The 18397-nt window shown below is 70.5% G+C and carries 13 protein-coding genes and 1 other RNA gene; 10 read left to right on the plus strand and 4 right to left on the minus strand.

Annotated elements, in window-relative coordinates; genetic code table 11:
• Positions 1-231: 231 nt before the first annotated feature.
• From J8N05_RS10590 to J8N05_RS10605, 4 genes are all read left to right on the plus strand, one after another.
• The gene (locus J8N05_RS10590; protein ID WP_210882170.1) at positions 232-1929 is read left to right on the plus strand and encodes a serine/threonine-protein kinase; all 1698 of its coding nucleotides are present in this window, start codon (positions 232-234) and stop codon (positions 1927-1929) included.
• 170 nt (positions 1930-2099) lie between these two features.
• Positions 2100-3335 (plus strand): protein kinase domain-containing protein, encoded by a 1236-nt coding sequence (locus tag J8N05_RS10595; RefSeq protein WP_210882171.1) that lies wholly within the window; start codon positions 2100-2102, stop codon positions 3333-3335.
• Between the two features lie 254 nt (positions 3336-3589).
• Positions 3590-4696: a peptide chain release factor 2 gene (prfB, locus tag J8N05_RS10600; RefSeq protein WP_210882172.1), complete on the plus strand. Its 1107-nt coding sequence runs from the start codon at positions 3590-3592 to the stop codon at positions 4694-4696.
• A 314-nt stretch (positions 4697-5010) separates the two neighbouring features.
• On the plus strand, positions 5011-5658 hold the full coding sequence (locus J8N05_RS10605; protein ID WP_210882173.1) for an LPXTG cell wall anchor domain-containing protein: 648 nt from the start codon (positions 5011-5013) through the stop codon (positions 5656-5658).
• A gap of 83 nt (positions 5659-5741) precedes the next feature.
• On the opposite strand, the gene J8N05_RS10610 is transcribed toward J8N05_RS10605, so the two are convergent.
• The gene (locus J8N05_RS10610) at positions 5742-5936 is read right to left on the minus strand and encodes a hypothetical protein (RefSeq protein ID WP_210882174.1); all 195 of its coding nucleotides are present in this window, start codon (positions 5934-5936) and stop codon (positions 5742-5744) included.
• A gap of 359 nt (positions 5937-6295) precedes the next feature.
• Here J8N05_RS10610 and ftsE point away from each other — a divergent pair, with 359 nt between their 5' ends.
• From ftsE to dacB, 6 genes are all read left to right on the plus strand, one after another.
• Positions 6296-6985 (plus strand): cell division ATP-binding protein FtsE, encoded by a 690-nt coding sequence (gene ftsE, locus J8N05_RS10615; protein ID WP_107015900.1) that lies wholly within the window; start codon positions 6296-6298, stop codon positions 6983-6985.
• Positions 6986-7031: 46 nt separating this feature from the next.
• Positions 7032-7949: a permease-like cell division protein FtsX gene (gene ftsX / locus J8N05_RS10620; protein WP_107015901.1), complete on the plus strand. Its 918-nt coding sequence runs from the start codon at positions 7032-7034 to the stop codon at positions 7947-7949.
• 67 nt (positions 7950-8016) lie between these two features.
• Entirely contained in the window at positions 8017-9183 is a 1167-nt protein-coding gene (locus tag J8N05_RS10625) for a S41 family peptidase (RefSeq protein WP_210882176.1), read from the plus strand.
• A 105-nt stretch (positions 9184-9288) separates the two neighbouring features.
• Positions 9289-9822 (plus strand): SsrA-binding protein SmpB, encoded by a 534-nt coding sequence (gene smpB / locus J8N05_RS10630; RefSeq protein WP_210890120.1) that lies wholly within the window; start codon positions 9289-9291, stop codon positions 9820-9822.
• Positions 9823-9974: 152 nt separating this feature from the next.
• Positions 9975-10363, plus strand: a transfer-messenger RNA (tmRNA) gene (ssrA, locus tag J8N05_RS10635).
• Positions 10364-10438: 75 nt separating this feature from the next.
• Positions 10439-12052 (plus strand): D-alanyl-D-alanine carboxypeptidase/D-alanyl-D-alanine endopeptidase, encoded by a 1614-nt coding sequence (gene dacB / locus J8N05_RS10640; protein ID WP_210882178.1) that lies wholly within the window; start codon positions 10439-10441, stop codon positions 12050-12052.
• Positions 12053-12115: 63 nt separating this feature from the next.
• On the opposite strand, the gene J8N05_RS10645 is transcribed toward dacB, so the two are convergent.
• The 3 genes from J8N05_RS10645 to yicI are packed head-to-tail and all read right to left on the minus strand — an operon-like array spanning position 12116 to position 18393.
• The gene (locus tag J8N05_RS10645) at positions 12116-15037 is read right to left on the minus strand and encodes a glycoside hydrolase family 3 protein (RefSeq protein ID WP_210882180.1); all 2922 of its coding nucleotides are present in this window, start codon (positions 15035-15037) and stop codon (positions 12116-12118) included.
• 39 nt (positions 15038-15076) lie between these two features.
• Positions 15077-16081, minus strand: a complete 1005-nt coding sequence (locus J8N05_RS10650) for a LacI family DNA-binding transcriptional regulator (protein ID WP_210882182.1) — start codon at positions 16079-16081, stop codon at positions 15077-15079.
• A 2-nt stretch (positions 16082-16083) separates the two neighbouring features.
• Positions 16084-18393 (minus strand): alpha-xylosidase, encoded by a 2310-nt coding sequence (yicI, locus tag J8N05_RS10655; RefSeq protein ID WP_210882183.1) that lies wholly within the window; start codon positions 18391-18393, stop codon positions 16084-16086.
• Positions 18394-18397: the final 4 nt, after the last annotated feature.

Consider the following 18397-nt stretch of genomic DNA (forward strand, 5'->3'; position numbering starts at 1 on the left):
AATGCCCGGTTGAGATCGGTCACGTCAAGATCCGGCAACCAAAACACCCAAAGCGAGCGTCTTTTCATCGAACACATACGGGAAAGCCCCACGTAATGCATGGGTGGACGGGACTGAGAAAACCGCAGTGCGACGACAACCCGGAGCCGTGTTCGGCGGCATTACAGTGGGTCGGAACCACCCGTAGCACGGTGGACGGACCAGCCAAGCAAGCAGCAGGGAGCGCATGACGTGCGGCCGGTAGGCAGCAAGTACCTCCTGGAGGAGCCGCTCGGACGCGGCGCCACGGGCACCGTCTGGCGGGCCAGCCAGCGCGAGGCGGCGGGCGCCGAGGCGGCCGTGGCAGGTCAGCCCGGTGAGACCGTGGCGATCAAGGTCCTCAAGGAGGAGCTCGCCAGCGATCCCGACATCGTGATGCGGTTCCTGCGGGAGCGCTCCGTCCTGCTCCGGCTGACCCACCCGAACATCGTGCGCGTACGCGACCTGGTGGTCGAGGGCGATCTGCTGGCGCTGGTCATGGACCTGATCGACGGTCCCGACCTGCACCGCTATCTGCGCGAGAACGGCCCGTTCTCGCCGGTCGCCGCGGCCCTGCTCACCGCCCAGGTCGCCGACGCGCTCGCCGCCAGCCATGCCGACGGAGTCGTGCACCGCGACCTGAAACCGGCGAACGTCCTGCTCCAGCAGCTCAACGGCCAGATGCACCCGATGCTGACGGACTTCGGCATCGCCCGCCTCGCCGACTCCCCGGGCCTGACCCGCACCCACGAGTTCGTCGGCACGCCCGCGTACGTGGCGCCCGAGTCCGCCGAGGGCCGCCCGCAGACCTCCGCCGTCGACATCTACGGCGCCGGAATCATGCTGTACGAGCTGGTCACCGGCCGTCCGCCGTTCGGTGGCGGCTCCGCTCTCGAAGTCCTGCACCAGCACCTGAGCGCCGAGCCGCGCCGCCCCTCCACGGTCCCCGACCCGCTGTGGACCGTCATAGAGCGCTGCCTGCGCAAGAACCCCGACGAGCGGCCCAGCGCGGAGAACCTCGCCCGCGGTCTGCGTACGGTCGCCGAGGGCATCGGGGTGCACGCGAACTCCGCGCAGATCGCCGCCGCCGAGGCCGTGGGCGTACTCCTCGCCCCGGACCCCGCCCCCGCCGCCGTACCGGGCGAGTTCGGCGCCGCCGACCCCACCCAGGTGCTCCCGCAGGGCGCCGCCTCGTACGACCCGAACGGCGCGACCAGCGTCCTGCCGCACGCCGGCGCGGGCGCGGCCGACCCCACGGCCGTACTGCCCCACCGAGGCGCGGCCGACCCGACGGCCGTGATGCCGCCGGTGCCGCCGAACCAGCCCGGGGCGGGCCCCGAGGACCCGCACCCCTGGCAGAACCAGCTGCGCGCGGCCCGCGACCGCAACGAGGCGACGCAGGTGCAGTCGTACCTCGACCCGAACGAGGACCCGCTGCGCCGCCGCCCGCAGCGGCAGGTCTCCCGGCCGCCCCAGCAGCAGCCGCAGCAGCCGCCGCCCCAGCAGCCGCAGCAGCGCGGACAGCGCAGGCAGCGCAACCAGCAGCCGCAGAACCAGCAGGGGTACGGCTACCCCCAGCAGGGCGGGCAGCAGGGTTACGCCCCGCAGCAGCAGGCCCCCCAGCCCCAGCGGTACTCCGCGCCGCCGCAGCAGCCCCAGCAGCCCGCGCCGCGTCCGCAGCGCGAGCCCCGGCAGCGCAGCGCCAACCCGATGAAGATCCCCGGACTCGGCTGCCTCAAGGGCTGCCTGTTCACGATCGTCATCCTGTTCGCGGCCGGCTGGGCGATCTGGGAGTTCAGCCCCCTCCAGGACTGGATCGGCACGTCCAAGGGGTACTGGGAGCAGCTGTCGGACTGGTTCAGCACGGTCTCCGGATGGGTCGAGAAGATCGGCGGAGGGTCCGGCAACTAGGACCCCGCCCGCCCCTGGGCTTTCCACGAGGTCGCTCCCTCGGAATCCCCGGAATCGCGCTGCGGTTCTGGGGATTTGTCGACACCTGGGGGGTGATTTCCGTCCCGGAAGTGAAGGTTGGTGCTCCGGGCGCGTAGTTTTATCGCCAACACGCGCCCGTAGGAGCAGTCTTGGTACGGAAGATCGGCAGCCGGTACACCGCGCACCAGATCCTGGGACGGGGCAGCGCCGGCACGGTGTGGCTGGGTGAGGGACCCGAGGGGCCCGTCGCCATCAAGCTGCTGCGCGAGGACCTGGCGTCCGACCAGGAGCTGGTGGGACGGTTCGTGCAGGAGAGGACGGCCCTGCTGGGCCTGGACCATCCGCACGTCGTCTCCGTGCGGGACCTGGTCGTCGACGGCACCGACCTCGCCCTGGTCATGGACCTCGTCCGCGGCACGGACCTGCGGACCCGGCTCGACCGGGAGCGCCGCCTCGCCCCCGAGGCGGCCGTCGCGATCGTCGCCGACGTCGCCGACGGGCTCGCCGCCGCGCACGCGGCGGGAGTCGTGCACCGGGACGTCAAGCCCGAGAACGTGCTGCTCGACATGCAGGGGCCGCTCGGACCCGGCGGCTCGCACCCCGCGCTGCTCACGGACTTCGGCGTCGCCAAGCTCATCGACTCACCGCGGCGGACCCGCGCGACGAAGATCATCGGTACGCCGGACTACCTGGCGCCCGAGATCATCGAGGGGCTGCCCCCGCGGGCGGCCGTCGACATCTACGCGCTGGCGACCGTGCTGTACGAGCTGCTCGCCGGCTTCACCCCCTTCGGCGGCGGGCACCCGGGAGCCGTCCTGCGGCGGCACGTCACCGAGACCGTCGTCCCGCTGCCCGGCATCCCCGAGGAGCTGTGGCAGCTGCTCGTACAGTGCCTGGCGAAGGCGCCGGCGTCGCGGCTGCGGGCCTCCGAGCTGGGGGAGCGGCTGCGCGAGCAGCTGCCCCTGCTCGCCGGGATGCCGCCGCTGGACGTCGACGAGCCCGACGGGGAGGCCGAGGGGCCCTACGAGGACGCGGCGCCCGCCGAGCCGGAGGTTCCGCGGGAGCGGGTGCGGCGCGGGGCCGTGCCGCTGGTGCCCGGCGCCAAGCCGGACTCGAACCGGGACACGCACACGTCCATGCGGGTGCCGGGGCCCGACGAGCTGGCGGGGGGCGCGCTGGGTACCGCGCGGGCGCCTCGGGCGGCGGGGGCGCCGCGGCCGGGGTCCGCGCGGCATCGCGCTTCCGCGCGGCGGCGGCGGATCACGTTGGGGGTGGCGGGGGTGGCGCTCGTCGCGGCGATAGGGGGTGGCGCGTGGCTGGCCGTGTCGGGGGACGACGCGGAGCCTCCCCACGACACGGAGAGGTCGTCCCCGGCGGCGCCCTGACCGGACCCGGCTTTTCTCGCCCCCGCCGCCCCTACCCGTTCCCGTCCACGCATGGGGGCTGCGCCCCCTCGCCCCCCTGATCGCGCTACGCGCTCGTCCTCAAACGCCGGACGGGCTGAAGGAGGTCGGGGCGCAGCCCCCGCCCTCCTTCAGGGGCGCGGGGAACTGCGCGATCAGCCCCCACCGGCCCGCAGACGAAGTCCTCCGGCCGGAGCCAGGGCTGCCCGACTTGGCGGAGCCGTTACGCTGGGGGCGTGGCAGTCGTCGATGTTTCCGAAGAGCTCAAGTCCCTCTCCTCGACCATGGAGTCGATCGAGGCCGTCCTGGACCTCGACAAGCTGAGGGCGGACATCGCCGCGCTTGAGGAGCAGGCGGCGGCGCCGTCCCTGTGGGACGACCCCGATGAGGCACAGAAGATCACCAGCAAGCTGAGCCACCTCCAGTCGGAGGTGCGCAAGGCCGAGACCCTCCGCGGACGCATCGACGATCTCAGCGTGCTGTTCGAGATGGCCGAGGAGGAGGACGACCCGGACACCCGTGCCGAGGCCGAGACCGAGCTCACCGCCGTCAAGAAGGCGCTGGACGAGATGGAAGTCCGCACACTCCTGTCCGGGGAGTACGACGCCCGTGAGGCCGTCGTCACCATCCGTGCCGAGGCCGGCGGCGTCGACGCCTCCGACTTCGCCGAGAAGCTCCAGCGCATGTACCTGCGCTGGGCCGAGCGCCACGGCTACAAGACGGAGCTCTACGAGACCTCGTACGCGGAAGAGGCCGGCATCAAGTCGACCACCTTCGCCGTCCACGTCCCGTACGCGTACGGCACGCTCTCCGTCGAGCAGGGCACGCACCGGCTGGTGCGGATCTCGCCGTTCGACAACCAGGGCCGCCGCCAGACGTCGTTCGCCGGTGTCGAGATCCTGCCCGTGGTCGAGCAGACCGACCACATCGAGATCGACGAGTCCGAGCTGCGCGTGGACGTGTACCGGTCGTCCGGTCCGGGCGGCCAGGGCGTCAACACGACCGACTCCGCGGTCCGGCTGACCCACCTGCCCACCGGCATCGTCGTCTCCTGCCAGAACGAGCGCTCGCAGATCCAGAACAAGGCGTCCGCGATGAACGTCCTCCAGGCCAAGCTCCTTGAGCGCCGCCGCCAGGAGGAACAGGCCAAGATGAACGCGCTCAAGGGCGACGGCGGCAACTCCTGGGGCAACCAGATGCGTTCCTACGTCCTGCACCCGTACCAGATGGTCAAGGACCTGCGCACGGAATGCGAAGTCGGAAACCCCGAGGCCGTTTTCAACGGCGAGATCGACGGTTTCCTTGAGGCCGGAATTCGCTGGCGCAAGCAGCAGGAGAAGTAAGCGACTTTTCCGTACGTCGTTTTGTCGACAGGGCAACTGCCGTCCACCTGACGGCAGTTGCCCTTTCTGCTGCGCTCTGGTGACTGATGTGTGGGTTTTACATCACACTCACATGACGCTGTGCCGGTCAAAAGACCTTCATCTGGACATCGCGGTCGCAACGACCTTGACGATGTCTTGAAAGATGGGAAAGCTGACGCGTGGCATGCGTATTTCTGGGGCGCGTGTGAACCGGGGGCCCCACAGGGTCATCCCCGAGGTCGCGGCCCCGGGCGCTGCACCATCGACGATGAGCTACTGGGGGTAGCAACCAGATGACCAAGAAGACGCGGATCCGGATCGCGCGGATAGCCGCCGGTGCGGTGATCGCCGCCGGTGCCTCTCTGACCGCCGCCGGTGCCGCCTCGGCGCTCGACGTCGGTGTCGACGTGGCCGGGCTGAATGTCGGCGCGAGCGTCGACGAGAGCGGTGTCGCCGTCGGTATTTCTGCTGACGACGACGACCCGACCACCCCGCCTCCCACCACGGAGGAGCCGACGGAGATCCCGACGGAGCCCACCGAGGAGCCGACGGAGCCCACCGAGGAGCCCACCGAGCCCACCGAGGAGCCCACCGAGCCCACGGAGGAGCCCACCCAGGACCCCACCGATGACCCGACCACTCCCGGCAACGGGAACGGGAACGAGAACGGCACCGGCGGCGGCAACGGCGGCAGTGGCAACGACAACAGCGCCGACAGCGCCGACGGCAGCTCCAACGTCGTCGAGCAGGGTGCCGGCAAGGAGAGCCTGACCGACACCGGTTCGGACACCTCCGCCCAGGGCACCGGCGGCGAGCTGGCCGAGACCGGCGCCGCCGAGAACATCACGTACCTGCTGATCGGCGCCGCGACGATGATCGCCGGCGGCATCGGCTTCCGTATGCTGCCGCGTGTCATGAACGGCCGCGGCGCGGCTGCCTGACGTATGACGCACGACGTGTGAGTTGTGATGCGGGAAGGGCCCGGAGCCGATGGCTCCGGGCCCTTCCTTGTGACGTGTGTCTCCTACGCGGTCTGGTGCGCCAGCAGGGCCACCGCCGCGATCAGGACGGCGAGCAACGCGATCAAGGTCATGGGGGTGAGCCCGCCGCCCAGCGGGCCCTCGTTCTGAAGGCGTGCGCGGTTCGCCCGGCACACGGGGCAGCGGCCTTCGTTCACAGGCGCGGCGCAGTTCGCGCACACCAGCCGGTCGTACGTCATGCGCTCGCCCTCCTTGCACCGGTTCCACGGACACAACGCTCTCGGGGACGGATACGTTCCCACTCCACTGTGCCAGGTTCCTCCGGAAGGTGCGCGGGTTCCTGGGCAGGGGGCTCGGTGGGCGCCTCGGGAGGGGGCTGCGGGTCGTATCGCGGCTGCGGGGCGGTGGGGGCTCGTCGCGCAGTTCCCCGCGCCCCTGAGGGGCGGAGCCCTTCCCGAAGAAGCCTCTCCTTCTATGTGCCCGGTACAAATGCGCACAACCCTTGTTCAACCCGTCTCCGCGCCTGCGCGCGTGCACCCGCGTCGCGTAAGGTCACGCTCATCTAGCCCCCATACCCCCGACGGCCTGTGGTGCATCCGTGATCCGATTCGACAATGTCTCCAAGGTCTACGCCAAGCAGACCCACCCCGCTCTCCGGGATGTCTCCCTGGAGGTGGAGCGCGGTGAGTTCGTGTTCCTGGTGGGGTCATCCGGCTCCGGAAAGTCCACCTTCCTGCGGCTGATCCTGCGCGAAGAGCGGGCCAGCCACGGCCAGGTGCACGTGCTGGGCAAGGACCTCGCGCGCATCTCCAACTGGAAGGTGCCGCAGATGCGCCGCCAGCTGGGGACCGTGTTCCAGGACTTCCGCCTCCTGCCCAACAAGACGGTCGCCGAGAACGTCGCCTTCGCGCAGGAAGTGATCGGCAAGTCCAAGGGCGAGATCCGCAAGTCCGTGCCCCAGGTGCTCGACCTCGTCGGCCTCGGCGGCAAGGAGGACCGGATGCCCGGCGAGCTGTCCGGCGGTGAGCAGCAACGAGTGGCCATCGCGAGAGCGTTCGTGAACCGGCCCAAGCTGCTGATCGCGGACGAGCCCACCGGAAACCTGGACCCGCAGACCTCCGTCGGCATCATGAAGCTGCTGGACCGGATCAACCGGACCGGGACCACCGTCGTGATGGCGACGCACGACCAGAACATCGTGGACCAGATGCGCAAGCGCGTCATCGAGCTGGAGAAGGGCCGCCTCGTCCGCGACCAGGCGCGCGGCGTCTACGGCTATCAGCACTGACCGCGAGTCCCACGCGTCCGTCCACGGAAAGGCCTGAGAAGACGCCATGCGCGCCCAGTTCGTTCTGTCGGAGATCGGTGTCGGTCTCCGTCGCAATCTCACGATGACCTTCGCGGTCGTCGTCTCCGTCGCCCTGTCCCTCGCCCTGTTCGGCGGCTCGCTCCTGATGAGCGACCAGGTGAGCACGATGAAGGGGTACTGGTACGACAAGGTCAACGTCTCGATCTTCCTCTGCAACAAGTCCGACGCGGAGTCCGACCCCAACTGCGCCAAGGGAGCGGTCACCAGCGAGCAGAAGAAGCAGATCGAGACCGACCTCGGCAAGATGTCCGTCGTCGACAACGTCACGCACGAGTCGAGCGACGAGGCGTACAAGCACTACAAGGAGCAGTTCGGCGACTCCCCGCTGGCGGCCTCGCTGACCCCGGACCAGATGCAGGAGTCCTTCCGCGTCAAGCTGACGGACCCGGAGAAGTACCAGGTCATCGCGACCGCCTTCGACGGCCGTGACGGCGTGCAGTCCGTGCAGGATCAGAAGGGCATCCTCGACAACCTCTTCGGGCTGCTCAACGGCATGAACTGGGCGGCGCGGGCGGTGATGGCGATGATGCTCGTCGTCGCGCTGATGCTGATCGTCAACACCGTGCGCGTCTCCGCGTTCAGCCGTCGGCGTGAGACCGGGATCATGCGCCTGGTGGGCGCCTCCGGCTTCTACATCCAGGCGCCGTTCATCATGGAGGCCGCCGTCGCCGGACTGATCGGCGGTGGTGTCGCCTGCGCCTTCCTGGTGATCGCGCGGTACTTCATCATCGACCACGGTCTCGCCCTGTCCGAGAAGCTGAATCTGATCAACTTCATCGGCTGGGACGCCGTTCTCACGAAGCTGCCGCTGATCCTCGCCACGAGCCTGCTGATGCCCGCGCTGGCCGCGTTCTTCGCGTTGCGCAAGTACTTGAAGGTGTGACACATGCCAAGAGGGCCGTACCGGCAACCGCCGGTACGGCCCTTCTCGTTGTCCTAGACTCACCCGCATGTCAGGCCGTGACCTGTTCTGTCAGCCCCGCCGCATCCGCCGCGGGGCGGCCCTGACGTTGGTCTTCGCGAGCGTCCTCGCGGCGGGCGCCGCGACCGGCGCGTTCGACACCCCCGGCCGGAAATCCGTCTCCCCGGCGGCCCGTACCGCGCAGGCCGGCCACCAGGACGACGTCGCCGACGCCGCCGCCGAGGCGATGGCCGACGGCAAGTCGCCCGTGGAGGCCGCCGAGCGGGCCGTCAGCCGCAGCGGCGACCGCTGGGGCGCCGTCTACTCCCAGGGCGAGTACGAGGAGTTCGAGGAGGCCCTCGGCGGCCGGTACACCGGCGTCGGTCTCTGGGCCCGGCGCGAGCGCGGCGGACGCATCGAGGTGACCCGGGTCCAGTCGGGCTCGCCCGCCGCGACCGCGGGCATCCGCAAGGGCGACCGGCTGCGCAGCATCGACGGCCACCGCGTCGACGGCAGGCCCGTCACCGAGGTCGTCGCGTTACTGCGGGGCGATGCCACCGACGCCGACGCGGGCACCGCCGTCGACCTCGGGCTGGAGCGCGGCACGCGCGCGTGGAGCGAGACCCTGCACCGGGCGCGGCTGTCCACCGACTCCGTGAGCGTGCGCGAACTCCCCGGCGGCGTCACGGTGATCAAGGTCGCCGCCTTCACCAAGGGCTCCGGGGACCTCGTGCGGACCGCGGTGGCCGACGCGCCCGCGGACGAGGGGATCGTCCTCGATCTGCGGGGCAACTCCGGCGGCCTGGTCACCGAGGCCGTCACCGCCGCCTCCGCCTTCCTCGACGGCGGCCTGGTGGCCACGTACGACGTGAACGGCGACCAGAAGGCCCTGCACGCCGATCCCGGCGGCGACACCACCAGACCGCTGGTCGCGCTCGTCGACGGCGGCACGATGAGCGCGGCCGAGCTCCTCACCGGCGGGCTCCAGGACCGCGGTCGCGCGGTCGTCGTGGGCTCCAGGACCTTCGGCAAGGGCTCGGTCCAGATGCCGAGCCGGCTGCCGGACGGCTCGGTCGCCGAACTGACGGTCGGCCACTACCGCACCCCCTCCGGGCGCTCGGTGGACGCCCGCGGTATCACCCCCGACCTGGAGGCCGACGAGGGTGCGCTGGAGCGCGCCGAGACCGTCCTGAGCGGACTCGGGGACGCCGAGTGACCGGCCCCCGCACGGCCCTCGCGGCCACCGCCCCGCACTTCGCGTAATCGGCTTTCCCTCCGGCCCCCCTCTAGTGCGAAAATGGCCAGCACTATGAGCAAGGGCATGTACGTACCGAAGGAATCCCAGCCGAAGCAGGGAGGTGGCGCCAAGGCCAGCGCCAAGGACGGCAAGCGCAAGATCGTCGCGCAGAACAAGAAGGCCCGGCACGACTACGCGATCATCGATGTCTACGAGGCCGGACTCGTCCTCACCGGCACCGAGGTGAAGTCGCTGCGCCAGGGGCGTGCCTCGCTGGCCGACGGCTTCGTGCAGATCGACGGGAACGAGGCGTGGCTGCACAACGCCCACATCCCCGAGTACAGCCAGGGCAGCTGGACCAACCACTCCGCGCGCCGCAAGCGCAAGCTGCTCCTGCACCGCGAGGAGATCGACAAGCTGGCCTCGAAGTCCGACGAGACGGGTCACACCATCGTGCCCCTCGTCCTGTACTTCAAGGACGGCCGCGCGAAGGCCGAGATCGCGCTCGCCCGCGGCAAGAAGGAATACGACAAGCGCCAGACGCTGCGCGAGAAGCAGGACCGGCGCGAGTCGGACCGGGCGATCGCGGCGGTCAAGCGCAAGCAGCGCGGCGAGTAGCGAGCGGGCTGCCCGTGGGCGGCCGGCGGCCGGCCGCCGGGAATACAGTGGCATCGACGTGCGTTGGTCACGTACGATGGGAACGCACCTCACAGCGGGTGCACACTCCCTCTCCGGAGGGCCCTCTTCGGAGGGTTTTGAAAAAACAACATGGGGATGATCGGTTTCGACAGCGGCTGTCGAAGCAGGGGAAGCGAGCCGAGGAAGCGGCAATGATCTCGTTAACCATATGTCGCAACCAATAATCGCCAATTCCAAGAGCGATTCCCAGTCCTTCGCCCTCGCTGCTTAATAACCAGTGACTGAAGGACCCTAAATGGGTGTCAGCCCGGGGGTGTTCCCGACCCGGATCCTGGCATAATCAAGGGAACTAAACCGTCTGGCCCGGTCACGGGGTGAGACGGGAAATCAAACAGTGACTGAGCCCGTCGGAGACTTGTTCGCGTGATCTCCGGGGCTGAGAAAATCTAAGCGAACTGCGCTCGGAGAAGCCCTGATTCTGCACCGTTGGACGCGGGTTCGATTCCCGCCATCTCCACTTTCCCATGTTCAGATCCAGAAGCGAAGGCCCCGCTGCCATAGGCAGCGGGGCCTTCGTCATGGATGCTGCTGTGGCATGAGACGACTCGCGGAAGCCGGAGCAGGCAAGAGATCTCACCACCCGCGTGGCCGGGCGTGGGCCTGGGCCGCGGTGCTCGGCGTACTGGTGGCCGGGCTCGGCTGGAGCGCGCCCGCCGGAGCCGACCCGGGCACCAGCGGGCTGCCGGAGGCCATCGACACCATCCTCGGGGACAGCAGGATGGAGGGCGGGGCGGCGAGCGTCGTGGTCGCCGAGGCCGCGAGCGGCGACCTGCTGTACCAGCGGTCGCCCACCTCGCGCCTGATGCCCGCCTCCAACACCAAACTGCCCACCTCGGCGGCGGCGATGGAGATCCTCGGCCCCGACCACACGTTCACGACGGACGTCCTGACGACCGCGCGCCGGAACGGCTCCACCCTGACCGGCGACCTGTATCTGCGCGGCACCGGCGACCCGACCGCCCTGGCCGCCGACTACGACACCCTGGCCGCACAGGTCGCCGCGTCGGGCGTGACCCGCGTCGACGGGCGGCTCCTCGCCGACGACACCCGCTTCGACGGCAACCGCCTCGGCCGCGCCTGGGCCGCCGACGACGAGTCCTCGTACTACTCGGCGCAGATCAGCGCGCTGAGCGTCGCCCCGGACACCGACTACGACACCGGCTCGGTGATCGTGGAGGTCGCACCGGGCGCCGCCGCCGGGGACGAACCCAAGGTCACCGTCACCCCGAGGACGAAGTACGTGGACTTCGACGTCCGGGCCACGACCGTCGCCGCGGGCGGGGCGAACGACCTCACCGTGGAGCGCGAGCACGGCACCAACACGATCGTCGTGAGCGGGACGACCCCGGTCGGCGGCTCCGGCGCACAGGAGTGGGTGAGCGTGTGGGAGCCCACCGGGTACGCCGCCGCCGTGTTCCGGGACGCGCTCGCCGCGCACGGGGTGAAGGTGACCGGGGCGACCCGGCTCGGCCGTGCCACGCCCGCGACGGCACGGCGGCTCGCCTCGCACGCCTCCATGCCGCTGAAGGACCTGCTGATCCCGTTCATGAAGCTGTCGAACAACATGCACGCCGAGATCCTCACCAAGACCATGGGCCTGAAGGTCTCCGGCGAAGGCAGCTGGAGCGCCGGGCTCGCCGCCGTGAGCGGCTATCTCAAGGGCGTCGGCGTCGACACGGGCAAACTGCGGCAGGTCGACGGCTCCGGGCTCTCCCGGATGAACAACCTCACCGCCGGGCAGTTCGCGAAGCTGCTGCTCGCGGTACGGGCCGAGCCCTGGTACGCCGACTGGTACAAGTCCCTGCCGGTCGCCTGCGCCCCCGAACGTTTCGTGGGCGGCACCCTGCGCACCAGGATGTGCGGGACGCCCGCGGCCCTCAACGCGGTCGGCAAGACGGGCTCGCTGACCGGCGCGTCCGCGCTCTCCGGGTACGTGAAGGACGCGGACGGACGTGAACTCGTCTACAGCATCGTGCTCAACAACTACCTGGCCGCGTCCGTGAAGCCGCTGGAGGACGCGATCGTGGTGACGCTCGCCCGGTCCACGGCGGACGCGACCGTGACGGTGGAGCCGACGAACCCGAGCGCGCGGTCGGCCGAGCGGAACACGGACCTGGAGTGCTCGTGGCGCAAGCCGGTGAAGTGCTGAGCGGCTGAACCACGGTCCGGGACACCCGCGGGTGTCCCGGACCGTGCATGGCATCACCGCCGTTCAGCGGATCGTGAACGTCGACAGCCGCATGCCGTCCCCCAGCACCAGATAGACCTCCTGGCGGCCCTTCGCGGCGGCCGACAGCGAGGCGCCCACCTCGGCGTACGCGTACACGGATCCCGTGCCGGACACGGTCGCCGTACCGACGAGCGTCCCGGACGGCGAGCCGAGCCGCACCTCCACCTTTCCGGCCGCCCCGGCCACCCGCGCGGCGAACTTCGCGCCGCCGGTGCCCAGCCGGGAGTCGGCGAACTTCAGCCAGGCGCCGTCGCGCGAGGCCCCCACGGCGGTGCCGCGCGCCTTGGACTCGTCCACCAGCCGCACCCCCTCGTAGTCGTCGAAGTTCTCCGCCCGGGTGGTCCGCGAGAGGTCCCGGGCCGGAATCGTCTCGCCCGCCGCCTTCAGCGACGTACGGGAGCGGATGTCCTCGGAGGACGCGCCCACCAAGACGTCGTACGTGCCGCTCTCCACCACCCACTTCGAGCGGGTGACGTCCCAGTGCGCGAGGTCCTTCTCGCGCAGCGTCAGCCTCACCGTCCGCGTCTCGCCGGGCCTCAGCGAGACCCGTTCGAAGGCCTTCAGCTGCTTGAGGGGCTGTTTGTCGCGGGAGGCGCGCTGGTGGGTGTAGAGCTGCACGACCTCGTCGCCGGCGCGGCTGCCGGTGTTCGTCACCGCGACCTCGTAACCGCCGTCGACGCGCCTCAACTGCCCGTATTCGAAGGAGGAGTACGAGAGTCCGTGGCCGAACGCGTAGAGCGGGTCGCCCTTGAAGTACTGGTAGGTGCGGTCGTACTTGATGGTGTCGTACTCCAGGATGGACGGCAGGTCCGCCTCCGAGCGGTACCAGGTCTGGGTGAGCCGGCCGGCCGGGTTGACGTCGCCGAAGAGGACGTCGGCGAGGGCGTTGCCGGTCTCCTGGCCCGCGTGGGTGGTCCACAGGAGCGCCGGGACCTTCTCCTGGAGGGCGCCGAGGGTGGTCGGATAGCTGTTCTCGACGACCACGACGGTGTGCGGGTTCGCCTCGCGCACCGCCTCGACCAGGGCCTCCTGGGAGGGGGCCAGGCCCATGTCCTCGCGGTCGTCGTTCTCGCGCCCGTTGATCGCGGGCATGGACCCGACCACCACGACCGCCGCGTCCTTGCCCCGCACGGCCGCCACGGCCTCCTCGGTGCCGCTGCGGACGACGTCCTTGGCGTAGTGCGCGGCCTCGGACTTCGCGACCAGGCCGAGGGTGCCGTCGGGGCCCGCCGGACCGAGGTAGACCGGGTTCGACCACCAGGGCTCGCGGGTCTCGTAGCCCGCGTACCGCAGCAGACACGTACCGTCGGCCTGCTCCTCCAGTGCGAACTGCTGCTGGACGAACCAACCGTTCGGCTGCACCTGGTCGTTGACGAAGTTCGACCAGTTGTAGCCCACGTACTTGCCGTTCGCGGCCGAGCGCAGGGTCACGATCCCGGCGCCCCAGTCGAACACGTCGAACTGCGCGGCCGTCCCGCCGCCCGCGCTCTCCTTCAGCGCCTCGCCGTCGGCGTCCGTGCCCGCCGTGACGTACGCGCCGCTCGCCGTGTTCCGCAGCGCGATCCGGTCGACGCCCTCGCTGCCGGTCACGGGGACGCCGAGCCGCGCGGCGATGCCCGCCTTCGGGGTGACCGCGTACGGGAGGGTGCCCGAGTACCAGTCGGTGTAGAGCGTGTCGGCGAGGGGGCCGACGACGGCCACGTCCTTCGCGGAGGCCTTCAGCGGCAGGGCGCCGCCCGCGTTCTTCAGCAGGACCGCCGCGTCGGCCGCCGCCTTCCGCGCGAGCTTCTGGTGCGCCGGGCTGTTCACGACCGACTTGTCGATGGACCCGTACTTCCCGCCGCCCGGGTCGAACTCGCCGAGCCGCACCCGGATGTCGAGGATGTACCCGGCCGCCGTGTCGACGTCCGACTCCTTCAACAGCCCGTCCGCCAGCGCCGACTTGACCGCCGTGGTCGTCGGTACGGAGTTCGTGTCGTCGGTGGTGAAGCTGTCGATGCCCGCCTTCAGCGCCGCCGCGTTCCCCTCGGGCAGGGTGTCGTAGTACTTCTGACTGCCCGTGCCGATCAGGTTGTTGGGCGCGTAGGCGTCGGTCACGTTCAGCAGGTCCTGCGAGGTCCAGGTGCGCACGTCGTCGTCCAGCGCCGGATTCACCGTGGCGGGGCGGCCGTTGACGAGGTTGTACGAGGACATCACGCCCGTCGCCGCGTCCGCCTCGATCGCGGGCCTGAACGCCTGCTCCTCGTACTCCTTCAGCACCCGTGGGCGCAGGTCGGAGGAGGTGGTCGTGCGGTCGCCCTCGTTGTTGTTGCCGAGGAAGTGCTTGAGCGTGGGAGCCGTCTTCAGGTGCTCGGGATCACCGCCGGTCAGCCCGGTGCCGTACGCGGTCGCCATCGAACTCGTGAGGTACGGGTCCTCCGAGTAGCCCTCCTCGTTGCGGCCCCAGCGCGGGTCCCGCAGCGGGTTGACCACGGGCGCCCACAGGTTGAGGCCCCAGCCGGTCGGGCGTTCCTGCTGGAAGCCGCGGGTCTCGTCGCCGACCGCCGAGCCGACCCGGCGGATCAGCGCGGGGTCCCAGGTCGAGGCCAGTCCCACGGCCTGCGGGAAGACGGTGGCCTCGCCGAGCCAGGCGACCCCGTGCAGTGCCTCGGTACCGGTCTTGAACGCCTGGATGCCCAGACGGGGGATCGCGGGCTGCCACTGGTGGAGCAGGGAGACCTTCTCGTCGAGGGTGAGCCGGGAGAGAAGGTCGTCGACGCGGCGGTCGACGGGGAGGCGGGGGTCGCGGAAGGGGTGGGCGGGGGCATCGGCCGCCGCGGGGACGGTGGCGCCGAGGCCGCCGATCAGGGTGAGCGCCAGGACGAGCGCGGTTCTCGGTCTTCTCCTGCTTCTCTTGCCTTTCATGTCACGGCTCCTTCGACTAGGGCCTTGCACGAATACAGGTCAAGGGCGGGGCCGCGTGCTCGCCCGTACCGTCAGCCGGGGCGGCAGCAGCGTGGCCTGCGGTACCGGCGCACCGCCCAGCTTCTTCATCAGCAGCTCCACCGATCCGGCGCCCACCTCGGCGGCCGGTATGGCGATGGAGGTGACGGGCACACGCACGCGCCCGGCCAGCTCGTCCGGGCAGATCGCGGTGACCGACAGATCGCCCGGCACCCGTAATCCGAGTGCTTCGAACGCGTCGATCAGGGGTTCCAGGACCGGCTCGTTGTGGACGACGACACCCGTCAGCGCGGGCCGCTCCCGCAACAGCTGCTCGGCGACCTGCCGGGCCGCCGCGGGGTCCGCCTCGCACGGGTGGACCGAGGAGGACAGGCCGTTGCGGTCGGCCGCGGCGGTGAAACCCTGGACCACCCGCTGGGCGAACCCGGTCTCCCGCACGTACACCTCCGGCGGTGAGCCCACCAGGCCGATCACCCGGTGGCCGAGCCCCGCCAGATGCTCGACGCACAGCTCGCCCGCCGCCTTGAAGTCGAGGTCGATGCAGGTCAGCCCGGCGGGCTCGGCCGGGAAGCCGATGAGGACCGACGGCCGGTCCAGGGCGCGCAGCAACGGCAGCCGCCGGTCGTGGAGCTGGACGTCCATCACGATCAGCGCGTCCACGAGGGCGCTGTCCGCGACCCGCCGCAGCCCCTCCTCGCCCTCCTCCTGGGTGAGCAGCAGCACGTCGTGGTCGTGGCGGCGGGCGGCCGTCACCACGGACACCGCGAACTGCATGACGACCGGCACATGGATGCCGGCCCGCAGCGGGACCACGAGCGCCAGCACGTTCGACCGGCTGCTCGCGAGGGCGCGGGCGCCCGCGTGCGGCCGGTAGCCCAGCTCGCGGATGCTGTCCTCGACGCGCTGCCTGGTCTCCTCGGAGATCGGCCGCTTGCCGCTCAGCGCGTACGAGACGGTGCTGGGGGAGACCCCCGCGTGCCGGGCCACATCGGTGATCTTCACCATGCTCAGCCCCGCTCCTGGTCCGGGACGTTTTCTCGCCGCGGCTCCTGCTCCTGCTCCAGTTCCAGGGACAGGAACCCGGTCCCGGCCGCCGCCCGCGCGGTCCGGCCGCCCGCCGCCAGCGCCCAGGGCGCCCTCGGATCGCTCGACGAGGCCCGCAGGGTGTCGCCCTCCCGTACGACGGTGAAGGTCACCCCGTCCACGACCGTCGTGACCTGGGCGCCGCGCGCCAGGCCGTACGCGTGGAGGGTGACCCCGTCGGCGTACGGATAGTCGGGGCGGTCCTCGACGGAACCCACCGGGATCACCGCGCCCGGCCGGACGAGGAGCGGCACGCTGGCGAAGCCGTGGTTCTCGCGCACCCAGCGCGGTCCGGTCACCGTCCGCCCGGTCAGGAAGTGCGTCCAGGTGCCCTCGGGCACGTAGTACGACACGTCCCCGTCGTCGGAGAACACCGGCGCGACCAGCAGGTCGGAGCCGAGCATGTACTGCCGTTCCAGATGCGCGCACCCGGGATCGTCCGGGAACTCCAGGACCATCGCGCGCATCATCGGCACCCCTTGCGCGTGCGCGGTGCGGGCGGCCTCGTACAGGTACGGCATGAGGCGCAGCTTCAGGCGGGTGAACAGGCGCAGGACGTCCACGGACTCCTCGTCGAAGAGCCACGGCACGCGGTACGAGGAGCTGCCGTGCAGGCGGCTGTGCGAGGACAGGAGTCCGAAGGCGAGCCACCGTTTGAAGAGGGCGGGGGTCGGGGTGCCCTCGAAGCCGCCGATGTCATGGCTCCAGTAGCCGAACCCGGAGAGGCCCAGGGAGAGTCCGCCGCGCAGCGACTCGGCCATCGACGCGTACGTGGCCTCGCAGTCGCCGCCCCAGTGCACCGGGAACTTCTGGCTGCCCGCGGTCGCCGAGCGGGCGAAGACGACCGCCTCGCCCTCCCCGCGGTGCTTGCGCAGCACGTCGAAGACGGTCCGGTTGTAGAGGTACGTGTAGTAGTTGTGCATCCGCTCGGGGTCGCCGCCGTCCGCGTACGCCACGTCGAGCGGGACCCTTTCCCCGAAGTCGGTCTTGAAGCAGTCGACGCCCTGCGCGAGCAGCGCCTCCAGCTTCGCCGCGTACCACTCGCGGGCGGCCGGGCTGGTGAAGTCGACGAGCGCCATGCCCGGTTGCCACAGGTCCCACTGCCAGACACTGCCGTCGGGCCGCCGCAGCAGATGCCCGAGCGCCTTGCCCTCCGCGAAGAGCGGGGAGCGCTGCGCGATGTACGGGTTGATCCACACGCTGATGTGCAGCCCGCGCTCCTTGAGGCGGGCCAGCATCCCCTCCGGGTCGGGGAAGACCCGCGGATCCCACTCGAAGTCGCACCAGTTGAACTCGCGCATCCAGAAGCAGTCGAAGTGGAAGACGGAGAGCGGCAGTTCGCGTTCCTTCATGCCGTCGATGAAGGAGCTGACGGTCGCCTCGTCGTACGAGGTGGTGAAGGACGTCGACAGCCACAGCCCGAACGACCAGGCGGGCGGCAGCGCGGGACGGCCGGTGAGGGCCGTGTACTTGCGGATGATGTCCTTCGGGGTGGGCCCGTAGATCACGTAGTACGTCAGCTGCTGGGTCTCGGCGCTGAACTGGACCCGCGACACCGCCTCCGAGCCGACCTCGAACGACACCCGCCCCGGATGGTCGACGAAGACGCCGTACCCCGCGTCCGTCAGATAGAACGGCACGTTCTTGTACGCCTGTTCGGTGGCCGTGCCCCCGTCGGCGTTCCACATGTCGACGACCTGGCCGTTCTTCACCAGCGGCCCGAACCGCTCGCCCAGCCCGAAGACATGCGTGCCGACGCCAAGGTTCAGCTGCTCGCGCAGGTAGTGGCCGCCGCTGCCGGTGTCGCGCATGATGCCCATGCCCTTGGGGCCGCTGCTGGTGAGGGTGCGGCCGTCGGCGAGGAAGTCCACGTGCCAGGGGCCGGTGCGGCTCACGCGCACCGACAGGGCGCCGGCGGTGAGGGTGGCGGAGTCGTCGTCGTACTCGGCGTGCGCCTGGAACTCCTCCTTGCCGAGCCTGTTCAACTCGAACTGCGGTCCTCTGGGCTCCTCGCCCTCGAAGTGGGTGAACGTGACGCCGATGACGTCGGGCATCGGGGCGTGCGCGCCGATCGTCACGACCGGTCCCTTCAGCAGATCGCCGCGGTGGCGGATGGGCTGGGTCGGCGCGTGGATCTCCAGGGCCCCGGATCCGGCGCTCACGTCGAGGACCTCGACCGGATGGGCGGCCGTCACGCCCTCGCGCAGCAGCCAGTAGCCGTCGGTGAACTTCACGCGC

Source organism: Streptomyces liliiviolaceus (genome assembly GCF_018070025.1).
In the GTDB taxonomy this organism is placed as follows: domain Bacteria; phylum Actinomycetota; class Actinomycetes; order Streptomycetales; family Streptomycetaceae; genus Streptomyces; species Streptomyces liliiviolaceus.

Coding starts and splice junctions, on each gene's coding strand:
- J8N05_RS10650 (WP_210882182.1), bottom strand. CDS start 16,081: ATGGTGAAGATCACCGATGTGGCCCGGCACGCGGGGGTCTCCCCCAGC.
- J8N05_RS10605 (WP_210882173.1), top strand. CDS start 5,011: ATGACCAAGAAGACGCGGATCCGGATCGCGCGGATAGCCGCCGGTGCG.
- smpB (WP_210890120.1), top strand. CDS start 9,289: ATGTACGTACCGAAGGAATCCCAGCCGAAGCAGGGAGGTGGCGCCAAG.
- ftsX (WP_107015901.1), top strand. CDS start 7,032: ATGCGCGCCCAGTTCGTTCTGTCGGAGATCGGTGTCGGTCTCCGTCGC.
- J8N05_RS10625 (WP_210882176.1), top strand. CDS start 8,017: ATGTCAGGCCGTGACCTGTTCTGTCAGCCCCGCCGCATCCGCCGCGGG.
- J8N05_RS10610 (WP_210882174.1), bottom strand. CDS start 5,936: ATGACGTACGACCGGCTGGTGTGCGCGAACTGCGCCGCGCCTGTGAAC.
- J8N05_RS10645 (WP_210882180.1), bottom strand. CDS start 15,037: ATGAAAGGCAAGAGAAGCAGGAGAAGACCGAGAACCGCGCTCGTCCTG.
- dacB (WP_210882178.1), top strand. CDS start 10,439: ATGAGACGACTCGCGGAAGCCGGAGCAGGCAAGAGATCTCACCACCCG.